The sequence below is a fragment of the Nocardiopsis sp. NPDC055824 genome, assembly GCF_053616335.1.
Window position 1 is genome coordinate 1 of sequence record NZ_JBSHDN010000201.1, and the last position, 11,565, is coordinate 11,565.

The 11,565-nt window shown below is 71.1% G+C and carries 9 protein-coding genes; 4 read left to right on the forward strand and 5 right to left on the reverse strand.

Features of this window, described 5'->3' with window-relative positions:
• Positions 1 to 68: 68 nt before the first annotated feature.
• The 4 genes from ACWGL3_RS26995 to uraD all read right to left on the reverse strand — a co-directional run bounded on the left by ACWGL3_RS26995 (position 69) and on the right by uraD (position 3,816).
• Positions 69 to 1,574, reverse strand: coding sequence for a nucleobase:cation symporter-2 family protein (locus ACWGL3_RS26995; RefSeq protein WP_267945972.1), 1,506 nt, complete (start codon positions 1,572 to 1,574; stop codon positions 69 to 71).
• Positions 1,575 to 1,793: 219 nt separating this feature from the next.
• Positions 1,794 to 2,690 carry a factor-independent urate hydroxylase gene (gene pucL / locus ACWGL3_RS27000; RefSeq protein WP_267945971.1) on the reverse strand — a complete coding sequence of 299 codons (897 nt, stop codon included), beginning with the start codon at positions 2,688 to 2,690 and terminating at the stop codon, positions 1,794 to 1,796.
• A gap of 230 nt (positions 2,691 to 2,920) precedes the next feature.
• The gene (uraH, locus tag ACWGL3_RS27005; RefSeq protein ID WP_267945970.1) at positions 2,921 to 3,265 is read right to left on the reverse strand and encodes a hydroxyisourate hydrolase; all 345 of its coding nucleotides are present in this window, start codon (positions 3,263 to 3,265) and stop codon (positions 2,921 to 2,923) included.
• Positions 3,262 to 3,816, reverse strand: a complete 555-nt coding sequence (uraD, locus tag ACWGL3_RS27010) for a 2-oxo-4-hydroxy-4-carboxy-5-ureidoimidazoline decarboxylase (RefSeq protein ID WP_267945969.1) — start codon at positions 3,814 to 3,816, stop codon at positions 3,262 to 3,264. Before uraD ends, uraH begins: the two co-directional genes overlap by 4 nt.
• Positions 3,817 to 4,190: 374 nt before the next feature.
• Between uraD and ACWGL3_RS27015 the strand changes: the two genes are divergently transcribed.
• The 3 genes from ACWGL3_RS27015 to gcl all read left to right on the forward strand — a co-directional run bounded on the left by ACWGL3_RS27015 (position 4,191) and on the right by gcl (position 7,761).
• Positions 4,191 to 4,988: a hydroxypyruvate isomerase family protein gene (locus ACWGL3_RS27015; RefSeq protein WP_267945968.1), complete on the forward strand. Its 798-nt coding sequence runs from the start codon at positions 4,191 to 4,193 to the stop codon at positions 4,986 to 4,988.
• A 61-nt stretch (positions 4,989 to 5,049) separates the two neighbouring features.
• Positions 5,050 to 5,934, forward strand: coding sequence for a 2-hydroxy-3-oxopropionate reductase (locus ACWGL3_RS27020; protein WP_344185161.1), 885 nt, complete (start codon positions 5,050 to 5,052; stop codon positions 5,932 to 5,934).
• Positions 5,935 to 6,045: 111 nt separating this feature from the next.
• Positions 6,046 to 7,761 carry a glyoxylate carboligase gene (gcl, locus tag ACWGL3_RS27025; protein WP_267945966.1) on the forward strand — a complete coding sequence of 572 codons (1,716 nt, stop codon included), beginning with the start codon at positions 6,046 to 6,048 and terminating at the stop codon, positions 7,759 to 7,761.
• A gap of 47 nt (positions 7,762 to 7,808) precedes the next feature.
• On the opposite strand, the gene ACWGL3_RS27030 is transcribed toward gcl, so the two are convergent.
• Positions 7,809 to 9,071 (reverse strand): M14 family metallopeptidase, encoded by a 1,263-nt coding sequence (locus ACWGL3_RS27030; RefSeq protein ID WP_378551759.1) that lies wholly within the window; start codon positions 9,069 to 9,071, stop codon positions 7,809 to 7,811.
• Positions 9,072 to 9,807: 736 nt separating this feature from the next.
• Here ACWGL3_RS27030 and leuA point away from each other — a divergent pair.
• A complete protein-coding gene (gene leuA / locus ACWGL3_RS27035) occupies positions 9,808 to 11,508 on the forward strand; it encodes a 2-isopropylmalate synthase (RefSeq protein ID WP_267945964.1) in 1,701 nt (566 codons plus the stop codon).
• The last annotated feature ends 57 nt before the right edge of the window (positions 11,509 to 11,565 follow it).

Here is an 11,565-nt window from a genome sequence, read left to right on the forward strand (position 1 = left end):
GGGGCCGGGCCCGGGGAGGGGCGCCCGCCGCCCCCGCCGGAGGGCGGGGGCGGTCCGGGAGGCGGGTACTACGCCCCCGCCGGGGCCTCGGGTTCGCCGTCGCGGTAGACCGCTCCGGCCCGGTCGGTGTACTTGGCCTCGCCGGGGCCGGCGCTGCCGATCTCCTCCTGGTCGATCCGGGTCGGGGCCTTCGCCCCCGAGTCGCGGCCGAGCACGTTGAAGCAGATGTTCAGCAGGATGGCGGTGACGGCCGCGCCGATGATCCCCGAGTGGGCGACCAGCTCCACGGACTCGGGGAGGAACGCGTAGAAGGTCGGGTAGGCCAGGGGGATGATCGCCACGCCGACGGAGGTGGCCACCAGGACCAGGTTGAGGTTGTTGGTGAAGTCCACCTTGGCCAGGGTCTTGACCCCGCTGGCGGCCACGCTGCCGAAGAGCACGAGCCCGGCCCCGCCCAGGACGGGGGCGGGGATCGCGGCCATGACACCGCCGAGCACGGGGAACAGCCCGAGCGCGACGAGGATGAGCGCGCCGGTGGCGACCACGTACCGGCTGCGCACCTTGGTCAGGGCCAGCAGGCCGATGTTCTGCGCGAACGAGCTGGTGGGGGTCGCGCTGAAGATCGGGCCGATGAGGGAGCCGCTGACGTCGGCCCGCAGGCCCGCGGAGATGCGCTTGGCGTCCACCTCGGAGCCGGTGATCTCGCCGACCGCGATGATGTGGGAGGCGCCCTCGGTGAGCACCACGAGCATGATGACGCACATGGTGACGATCGCGGCGACCTCGAACCGGGGGGCTCCGAAGTAGAACACCGAGGTGGGGTCGAAGACGATGTCGGCCTCGCCGACGCGGCTGAAGTCGGCCATCCCGAGGGGCAGGGAGACGAGGGTGCCGACGACCAGGCCGATGAGGATGGACAGCCGCCCCCAGATTCCGGGCAGCACCCGGGAGCCGACCAGGATGACCGCCAGCGTGAACCCGGCCAGGGCCAGGTGGGACAGCGGCGCCGCGGGGGCCGCGGTGCCGTCCTCCGCGGTCCGTGCGGCGCCGTCGACGATCCATCCGGCGGCCACCGGCATCAGGCTGACGCCGATGACGGTGATGATGGTGCCGGTCACGATCGGGGGGAAGAAGCGGATCAGCTGCCCGAAGAACGGCGTCAGGACCAGGGCGAAGACCCCGGCGGCGAGGGAGGCGCCGAAGGCGACGGGCAGGTTCTCCCCGTCCTGTCCGGCGGCCAGGGCGGTGACGGCGCTGACGGGGACGAAGGAGCTGGCCACCACGATCGGCATCTGGGCGCCGAAGCGGCGGTGGCCCACGGACTGGATGAGGGTGGCGATGCCCGCCACCAGGAGTGCGCCGCTGACGAGGATCCCCATGGAGGCGGGGTCGTTCGCGAGCCCAGCGGCGCTGCCGATGACCAGGGCCGGGGCCACCGCGCCGGCGTACATGGTCAGGATGTGCTGGAGCCCGTAGACGAACAGCAGCCGCGCGGGCAGCTTCTCGTCCTCGGGGCGGGTGGGGGGTGTGGCGTTCGTTCTGGCCGAGTCCTTCGCGGACGGACTGTTAGACATGGCCGGTTCCAGCCTTTGCGCTTGGCGGCCGCCTCAGAGGGGGCCTGGTTCTCGGGCGCGTGGCCCGGTGGTGTCGCCCCGGTCGGGCGACCCGCCGCCGTGCACGCCGGGGTGCGGCGTGCGGCCCGCCGCGGAGAGCGGGCCAGGGGGGACGGCGGAGCCCCGAGCGGGGCGGGGGCCGGGGCCCGGCCGCACAGACGGGCCCCGGCGCGGGGGTGGCTACAGGAAGCCGGGCACGGTCTTCCAGGCGTTGCCGGGGGCGGGGGCGTCGTCGCGTTCGACGGTCGCCTCGATCTTGCCGTAGGGGCGGTCCGCGGCGAAGAACACCTCGTTGGGGTTGTCCAGGCCGAAGGGCGAGAGGTCCACGAGGAAGTGGTGCTTGTTGGGCATGGAGAAGCGGACCTCCGCGATCTCCGGGTGGCTCTTCAGCACCGAGCGGCCCATCTCGTACAGCGACTGCTGGAGCGCCAGGCTGTGGGTGTTCGCGAACGCCTCCAGCATCAGGGCGCGCACCGACGCGTACACGGCGTCGTAGTCGTGGTCCACGCCGACGTACCGCCAGCGGGCGCTGACGTCGGTCGCGAGGATCCGGTCGGTGGTCTCCTGGAGGGTCGTGTACCTGGTCCTGGGGTAGCCGTGGAACTCCGACCCCGTGGACTTGAGGACGGTGAGCCCCTCCAGGCCCGAGACCACCCACTCGCCCTCGGCGTCCTTGGTGACGACGGTGGTGCGGGTCTCGCCGCCGCGCCGGGAGAAGGCGTGGTCGTGGGGGCCGTCGGGGGTGGTGATGCGGTCCCAGGCGTACTCGTGGATCTCCTGCCGGGCGCCGTCCACGTAGTCGTGCTCGCCGACGAAGTGGCGGGCCAGGCGCAGGGCGAAGTCCTCGATGGCGCCGACGCCGCCCCACTCGCGGGCCTTGGCGTAGACGGTGTTCTTCTGGGTGTCGGTCGGCAGGCAGGTGGTGTTGTCGCCGAGCGTGTGGACCGTTTCCAGGTCGCCCCGCAGCTGCGAGGTGACGTTGACGTCCTTGATCCGGTGGACGTCGGTGTCGCGGTTGACGTGGACGAGGCGTACCTCGGCCTTTCCGTACTGGTTCTCTCCGAGTCGGATGCCCATCAGGGTTGAACTCCAGGGTTGTGGATATTCGTCATCGTCGCGCCTGTGCGCAGTACGTACGAGGGAGGACCGCTGTGGTCATGCGGAAGGACCTGTCACGCACTCGAAGAAGCAGGTGTCACACCTTGGCCGGCTGAGGTTCCGTGTCGGTCGCTCCTTTCCGTTGCGGGGCCGCGCCCGGGCGGGCGGTGCCGGGAGGCCGGGGCGTCCGAGGGCGGACGCCCCCGGGGCTAGGAGCCCCGGTAGGTGGAGTAGGAGTAGGGGCTCAGGAGCAGGGGCACGTGGTAGTGGGCCTGCTCCTCGGCGAGGTCGAAGGTGACGGTGACCTCGGGGAAGAAACCCGTCCGGCCGTCCGCCGCGAAGTAGGCGGCGGTGTCGAAGACGAGGCGGTAGGTTCCGTCGGCCAGCCGCTCGGGGCCCAGGTCGGGGACGCGTCCGTCGTCGTTCGTGCGCCCCTCCGCGACGGTGTGCCAGGACGTCCGGCGCTCGTCGGCGGCGTTCTCCAGGCGGACGGGGACGCCGCGTGCCGGAGCGCCCAGAGCGGTGTCCAGGATGTGGGTGGTCACGTGGCTCATGGGTTCCCCAGGAGTTTGGCCAGGCGGAGCCCGGCGATCCGGCGGAGCTCGTCCGCGACGACGCGGAGCTCGGTGGCGGTGTCGTTGCCGAGGCGGGCGACCAGGTCGGCGAGGAGTTCGCGGCTGGAGCGCCCGCTGGCGCAGACGAGGTAGATGTGCCCGAACCTGTCCTCGTACTCACGCTGGGCGTGGGCGAAGATCCGCTGTACGCGGGCCGAGGCGTCGTCGGTGTCGGCGGCGAACGCGGACTGCTCCCCCCGCGACCACCGCGCCTCGGTGCCGGTCCCCTCGGCCTTCTCCCCGATGCGGGGGTGGCGGGCGAGGGCGGTCGCGACCTCCTCGGGTGTGATGGCGCGCGCGTGGTCGTCCGCGCCGCGCATCAGCTCGTCCCGGTCCCGGAAGGGCGCCAGGGCCGCGAGGGACGCGACCCAGCGGTCCACGTCCAGGCACTGGGCCAGCCGTGCGCGCAGCTCCTCCCCGGTCAGGGCGTTCAGTTGCTCCAGGCCGGGGTCGGAGCCGCGTCCCGGCTCCTCCGGCATGGTCTCGGGCATGTGCTCTCCCGTGGCTCGGCCGGTCGGTCCCCCGTGGGCGGGGGAGCTGAACCGACCAAGGATTTTCGTAGTGCAGACGGCCAATTCCGTATTGCGGATTGGGGGGACTCTAGTTGATGGCGGTGTGACCTTGTCAACACTCAAAAGGTCCATATCGCGAAAGACGACCGAATCTGTACACCCGCACAAAGGACCCCCGTGTCCACCCGCCGCGCCTGGGGTGCATGGGTCTCGCGGGGTTGAAGTGGTTGCCCTGCCGTGCATCCGGCGGGTCGGGGCGGTTGACAAGCCGGGGTGACCGGCCGCACACTCATGACATTCCTCAAAACGAAAACTACTTTCCACAATGTGAAAGTAGAAGTTGGAGGCAATGCATGAGCCACTCACTCCGCTACACGGTGAACTGCTCCCTGCTGTTCACCGAGCTCCCGCTCCTCGAACGCCCCCGGGCCGCCCGGGACGCCGGTTTCGACGCCGTCGAGTTCTGGTGGCCGTTCGAGAGCCCGACCCCGCCCCAGGACGAGGTCGACTCCTTCGTCCGCTCCCTCGACGACGCCGGCGTGCGCCTCACCGGCCTCAACTTCTTCGCCGGCGCCCTCCCCGGGCCCGACCGGGGCGTGCTCTCGCACCCCGCCAGGGCCGAGGAGTTCCGCGCGAACGTCGACGTGGTCACCCGGATCGCCGAGCGCACGGGCACCACCGGCTTCAACGCCCTCTACGGGCTGCGACTGCCGGGGACCGACCCCGCCGAACAGGACCGGGTTGCCCTGGAGAACACCCTCGCGGCGGCCGGGGCCGTCGCCCGCGTCGGCGGCACCGTGCTCGTCGAGCCCATCAGCGGCTCGGCCGACTACCCCCTCACGACCGCGGCCGACGGCCTCGGGTTCGTCGCCCGGGCCCGGGAGGCCGGGGCCCCGAACGTCGCCCTCCTCGCGGACCTGTACCACCTCGTGGTCAACCGGGACGACGTCTTCGCCGTGGTCCGCGACCACGCCGCGGAGTTCGGCCACGTCCAGATCGCCGACTCCCCGGGCCGGGGCGAGCCCGGCACCGGACGCCTCCCGTTCGACGACCTCCTCCGGGCGCTCCGGGACGGCGGCTACACCGGGCTCGTCGGCCTGGAGTACAAGCCGACCGTCCCCAGCGCCAAGAGCTTCGACTGGCTGGTCTGAGCCCCCGCCACCCTTTCCGCGGCGACAGCCGCGGCACGACCGAGACACGAGAGGGACAGCGATGCCCGACACCGAGATCGCCTTCATCGGCCTGGGGATCATGGGCCTGCCCATGGCCGTCAACCTGGTCCGCGCCGGCTACACCGTCACCGGCCACAACCTCACCCCCGAGCGCGTCGACGCGCTCGTCGCGGAGGGCGGACGCCGCGGCGGCGGCGTCGCCGGGGCCGTCACCGGGGCCGACGTCGTCATCACGATGGTTCCCGACTCCCCGGACGTGGAGGAACTCCTCCTCGGCCCCGGGGGCGTGTACGAGAACGCCAAGCCCGGCACCCTCGTCATCGACATGAGCACCATCCGCCCCGACGTCTCCCGGGCGGTCGCCGAGGCCGGGGCCGAACGCGGCCTCCGCGTCCTGGACGCGCCCGTGAGCGGAGGCGAGGCCGGGGCCGTGGAGGCCAAGCTGTCCATCATGGTCGGCGGGGCGCAGGCCGACTTCGAGGCCGCGCGCCCGATCTTCGACGTCCTGGGCACCACCCCGGTCCTGGTCGGCCCGAACGGGGCAGGGCAGACCGTGAAGGCCGCCAACCAGCTCATCGTCGCGGGCAACATCCAGCTCCTCGCGGAGGCGCTCGTCTTCCTGGAGGCCCACGGCGTCGACACGGAGTCGGGCCTGGAGGTCCTCGGCGGCGGGCTCGCGGGGAGCACGGTGCTCCAGCGCAAGGGCAGGGCCATGCGCGAGCGCGACTTCACGCCGGGGTTCCGCATCGCCCTGCACGACAAGGACATGCGCATCGTCACCGACTCCGCGCGCGCCGCGGGCGTCGCGATCCCGCTCGGCGCCCAGGTGGCGCAGTCCGTCGCCGCGCTCAAGAACCAGGGGCACGGCGGGCTCGACCACTCCGCGCTCCTGATGATCGTCCAGCAGCTCTCCGGCCGGTCCTAGCCGACCTCCCAGGAAGGCCCCGTACCGCAGTCCCCGGTGTTGGCCGCACCCGGGACACCGCAGGCGGAGCCGACCGCACCAGCACCCCTAGCACCGAAGGGTTCACCCGTCATGGCACAGATGCCCGTGATGAACGCCGTCGTCGAGGTCCTCAAGGACGAGGGCGTCGACATCGCCTTCGGCTGCCCCGGCGCCGCGATCCTCCCGCTCTACAAGGCGATGGAGGAGGTGGGCGGGATCGAGCACCTCACCGTCCGCCACGAGGAGGGCGCCACCCACATGGCCGACGGCTGGTCGCGCACCACCGGCAGGGTCGGCGTGGCCATCGGCACCTCCGGGCCCGCCGGCACCAACATGATCACCGGCCTGTACACGGCCATCGCGGACTCCGTCCCGATCGTGTGCATCACCGGCCAGCAGCGCACCGACCTCCTGGACAAGGAGGGCTTCCAGGCGGTCGACATAGTCGAGATCGCCAAGCCGGTCACCAAGTGGGCCGTGCAGATCAAGGAGGCCGCGACCGCCCCGTGGATCTTCCGCGAGGCGTTCCGGGTCGCGCGGGAGGGCCGTCCCGGGCCCGTCCTGATCGACATCCCGGTGGACGTCGCCCAGAAGCTGATCGAGTACGACCCCGCGATCGACGCACCGCTGAAGGTCAACACGGTCGAGCCGCACCTGCCCCGCGTGGAGCGGGCGCTGGACCTGCTGCTGGCCGCCGAGCGCCCGCTGATCCTCGCCGGGGGCGGGGTGATCCTGGCCGAGGCCTCGGCGGACCTGCGCGAACTCGCCGAGTACCTGCGGGTGCCGGTGCAGGTCACCCTGATGGGCAAGGGCTCCTTCGACGAGGACTCGCCCCTGTACTCGGGTATGACCGGTGTGCAGACCTCCCAGCGCTACGGCAACGCGTCCTTCCTGGAGTCGGACCTGGTCCTGGCGGTCGGGGCGCGGTTCGCCGACCGCCACACGGGCCAGATCGACGTCTACCGGGGCGACCGCACGTTCATCCACGTGGACATCGAGGCGACCCAGATCGGCCGGGTCTTCGAGCCGGACCTGGGCGTGGTCTCCGACGCGCGGCTGTTCCTCCGGGAACTGCTGGCCGCGGCCCGGCGCAGGGGGGCCACGGCCCGGGTCGAACCGTGGATCGACCGGATCGGCGAGCTCAAGGCCACCCTGACGCGCCGCGAGGACTTCGACACGGTCCCGGTCAAGGCGCCGCGCGTCTACAAGGAGATCAACGAGGTCTTCGACGAGGACACCTACTTCGTCACCGCCATCGGCCTCTACCAGATCTGGGGAGGCCAGCACCAGAAGGCGTACAAGCCGCGGCACTACCAGATCTGCGGCCAGGCGGGACCGCTCGGCTGGGAGATCCCGGCGGCCATCGGCGTCCGGAAGGCGCTGGCGGCCACCGAACCCGACGCCGAGGTCGTCGGCATCGTCGGCGACTACGGCTTCCAGTACATGGTCGAGGAGCTCGCCGTCGCGGCCCAGTACGACGTCCCCTACGTGATCATCATGCTGAACAACGAGTACCTGGGCCTGATCCGCCAGGCGTCGATCCCCTTCGGCATGAACTACCAGGTGGACGTCCACTACGACGAGTACGGCACCGACAACGTCAAGCTCATGGAGGCCTACGGCTGCTCGGGGCGCCGGGTGTGGGAGCCCGGGGAGATCCGCGAGTCCCTGGAGTGGGCCCGCAAGGAGGCCCGGTCCACCTCGCGGCCGGTGCTCGTCGAGATCATGATCGAGCGCGAGGCCAACACCCCGCACGGTCCCGCGATCGACGCCGTCAAGGAGTTCGAGCCGGTTCCCGGCGCCTGACGCCCGGGGCCCCGGGAGATCCCCGGGGCCCCTCCGCGTCCGCCGGGTCAGCCGCAGTACGCGGCCTCCTCGCCGATGATCCGGTACGGGCAGTCCGCGTAGTCGAGCAGGCGCAGCACGGCCTCCTCGTTGCGGGCGGTCTCCCTCTCGATCACCGACGAGGGCGGGTAGAACCCGCCGCCGGCCGCGCTGCGGGGGTACATCTCGTACGTGAAGTTCACGATCCTCTGGTCGCCCCACAGCCAGTCGTTGATCGACCCGTCGGTGACGTACAGGTCGCTGGACTGCTGGGGGGTGTAGCCGTTCGCCTCGGCCATGTGCTCGCCGAGCGCCGCGTGGGTGTCGTACTCCTCCCGGGTCATGCCGTTCGTGACGTCGTCGTAGGTGTGGCCGAACGGCCAGAGGATGAGCTCGCTGTAGGTGTGGAAGTCGATGGCGGTGGTGATCTGCTGCTCGCCGCCGACCACCCGGCCGCGCACGAAGTCGGCGACCACCCGGACCTCCGGCGCCGACTCCGGCGCCGGGCCCCGGTAGGTGATGCTGCTCGGGTTGCCGGACGAGCCCCCGCAGCACCCCCATTCGTAGGCCCAGTTGCGGTTGAGGTCGGTGCCCGGCGACGAGGAGCCCTCGTTGGGCTGGCGGTTCTTGCGCCAGTTCCGCCAGGTGCTGCCCGCCATGTCGTACTCGCTGCCGTCCGGGTTGACGTTGGGCAGGATCCAGATCTCGCGGTCGTCGACCAGGTCGGTGATCCGGGGGTCGCCGCCGTAGCCGTCGGTGAGCAGGCGCATCAGGTGGACCGCCATCTCGACGGTCAGGTGCTCGCGGGCGTGCTGGGCGTGGACGAACAGCACCTCGGGCTGGTCCTCGTCCACATCGACGTTGTCGCTGATCTTGACCGCGAGGAGGTCGCGCCCCTCGTGCGACCGGCCGATGACGGACCGCGCGGCGATGTCGGGGTGGGCGGCGACGACCTCGTCGATGACGCCGACCAGTTCCGCGTAGCCGGTGTAGCCGGGGTCGGGGTCCGCGAGGGGGACGGGGACGTCGAACTCCTCGACGCCGTAGCCCAGCCCGCCGATCTCCTCGGCGTCGTCGGGGGTGGCGGTGACCAGGACCGATTCGTCGCCGACGTGGTCGATGGCCGCGCCGGTCGCGGCGATCTCCGTGCGGTCCTGCGCCGAGGTCGCGCCGCGGACCTCGTAGAGGCCGTGGACGGGCTCGGCGGACGCGCCGCTCGTGCCCAGGAGTCCGAGGACGAGTACTCCCACGGCCGCGGGGACGAGGATTCTTCTGACGGGGGTGCTTCCCACGATGCCTCCAGCGGGGGTGAGGCTGCGGATACGTGGCGTCATTGCAGAAGAAATCGGCACAATCTGTCAATATGGCTAACTTTCCGTCACCGATGTGGCGGATCGCCTTGTTTGCCCGCTCCGGCAGGTGAAGCCCGCTTCGGTCGCGGGGGGACCGGGTACCCCGTGGCCGGATGTGGCCACGCCGGCGGACCGCGCTCCGGGGCCGTGTGTCGCGGGCCCCCGCTCCTCCGGAGCCACCCGGTGGACCCGCCGCTCCGCCCCGCGGGGGCGGGAACGAGAGATCCCGCCGACGGTACCGGCCTCGCCGCCACCGCGGCTTACGCGTACTCGGCGCGGTCGGCGGCGGCCTCGGGTGTTGGCCGCACCCTGGGTCCCGTCGGCGGGACTCGAACAACCCCCCTAGCACTGAAGGGTTCACCTGAAATGGTACAGACCTCTGCGCGATATCTCGAAGTCGAGGTACACGTAGCGGTCGCGCGGCCCGGCCCTCGGCGGCGTCCCATTCGCGCACGTCGTGTCGTCGCAGGTACGTGACTTGCATCTCGACATGTGGACGCGGGGTACCGGGGTTCTCCGGCCGTCTGCTAGCGTGATCACCGTTATGCTGCGCGTGCTGCTCCTCCTTAGCGGCCGCGGCGGGGGTCGTTAGACGGTCGGCTCCCTCGCCGCGGGACTTCGGCTTGCTCCTGGTCGACCAGACCACATGCACGAACCACCCCGAGGAGACACCGCGATGGTGCCGCAGCAGAAGACCAGCCCCATGCCCTTCCACCGGTACAAGCCCTTCGCCCCGGTGGACCTGCCGGACCGCACCTGGCCGTCGAAGACCATCGACGCCGCCCCCCGCTGGCTCTCCACCGACCTGCGCGACGGCAACCAGGCGCTGATCGAGCCCATGGACCCCGCGCGCAAGCACGAGATGTTCCGGCTGCTGGTCGAGATGGGCTACAAGGAGATCGAGGTCGGCTTCCCCTCCGCGAGCCAGACCGACTTCGACTTCGTCCGGTCCCTGATCGAGGACGGGCTGATCCCCGACGACGTGCAGATCTCGGTGCTGACCCAGGCCCGCGAGGACCTGATCGAGCGCACCGTGCAGAGCCTGGTCGGCGCGAAGCGCGCCACCGTGCACCTGTACAACGCCACCGCACCGACCTTCCGCCGCGTGGTCTTCCGGGTCGACCGGGAGGCCTGCAAGGACATCGCCGTCCAGGGCACCCGCCACGTCATGCGCTTCGCCGAGCAGTACCTGGACGGGACCGAGTACTTCGGCTACGAGTACTCGCCCGAGATCTTCATCGACACCGAGCTGGACTTCGCCCTGGAGGTCTGCGAGGCCGTCATGGACGTGTGGAACCCCGGGCCGGGCCGCGAGATCATCCTGAACCTGCCCGCCACCGTCGAGCGCTCCACCCCCAACGTCTACGCCGACCAGATCGAGTGGATGAGCCGCAACCTGTCGCGCCGCGAGCACGTCGTGCTGTCCGTGCACCCGCACAACGACCGGGGTACCGGCGTCGCCTCCGCCGAGCTGGCGGTCATGGCCGGGGCCGACCGGGTCGAGGGCTGCCTGTTCGGGCACGGCGAGCGCACCGGGAACGTCTGCCTGGTCACCCTGGGCATGAACCTGTTCAGCCAGGGCGTCGACCCCCGGATCGACTTCTCCGACATCGACGAGATCCGTCGCACCGTCGAGCACTGCACCCAGCTGCCGGTGGCCCCCCGCCACCCGTACGGCGGCGACCTGGTCTACACCGCCTTCTCCGGCTCCCACCAGGACGCGATCAAGAAGGGCTTCGCCGCGCAGGAGGAGGCCGCCGGGGCCGCCGGCGCCCCGGTGGACGAGCACACCTGGGACGTCCCCTACCTGCCCATCGACCCCAAGGACGTGGGCCGCAACTACGAGGCGGTCATCCGCGTCAACAGCCAGTCCGGCAAGGGCGGCGTCTCCTACATCATGCAGCGCGACCACTCCCTGGACCTGCCGCGCCGGCTCCAGATCGAGTTCTCGCAGGTCATCCAGAAGTTCACCGACGCCGAGGGCGGGGAGTTCGCGGCCGACCGCATCTGGGAGATCTTCTCCACGACCTACCTGGCCGACCAGGGCCCGGTGGCGGTCCTGGCCCACCGCTCCTCCACCGACGGTGACGGCACCTACCGGATCGAGGCCGACGCCCGCGTCAACGGTGAGATCCGCGAACTGTCGGGCACCGGCAACGGCCCCATCTCCGCGTTCTGCGACGCCCTGGCCGACGTCGACGTCAAGGTCCGCGTCATGGACTACGTGGAGCACTCCATGGGCGAGGACGGCGACGCCCGCGCCGCCGCCTACGTGGAGGCCGAGATCGACGGCCGGGTCGTGTGGGGCGTCGGCATCCACAGCAGCATCACGACGGCCTCGCTGAAGGCCCTGTGCAGCGCCATCGCCCGCGTCTGACGGACCGGTGCTCCCGGGGCCTGCCCGACCCCGGACCGTTCGGCCTTCTCTGAGGGG

Excerpts from the sequence above, each read along its gene's own strand:
- ACWGL3_RS26995 (WP_267945972.1), bottom strand. The coding sequence starts at position 1,574 with ATGTCTAACAGTCCGTCCGCGAAGGACTCGGCCAGAACGAACGCCACA.
- pucL (WP_267945971.1), bottom strand. The coding sequence starts at position 2,690 with ATGGGCATCCGACTCGGAGAGAACCAGTACGGAAAGGCCGAGGTACGC.
- uraH (WP_267945970.1), bottom strand. The coding sequence starts at position 3,265 with ATGAGCCACGTGACCACCCACATCCTGGACACCGCTCTGGGCGCTCCG.
- uraD (WP_267945969.1), bottom strand. The coding sequence starts at position 3,816 with ATGCCCGAGACCATGCCGGAGGAGCCGGGACGCGGCTCCGACCCCGGC.
- ACWGL3_RS27015 (WP_267945968.1), top strand. The coding sequence starts at position 4,191 with ATGAGCCACTCACTCCGCTACACGGTGAACTGCTCCCTGCTGTTCACC.
- ACWGL3_RS27020 (WP_344185161.1), top strand. The coding sequence starts at position 5,050 with ATGCCCGACACCGAGATCGCCTTCATCGGCCTGGGGATCATGGGCCTG.
- gcl (WP_267945966.1), top strand. The coding sequence starts at position 6,046 with ATGGCACAGATGCCCGTGATGAACGCCGTCGTCGAGGTCCTCAAGGAC.
- leuA (WP_267945964.1), top strand. The coding sequence starts at position 9,808 with ATGGTGCCGCAGCAGAAGACCAGCCCCATGCCCTTCCACCGGTACAAG.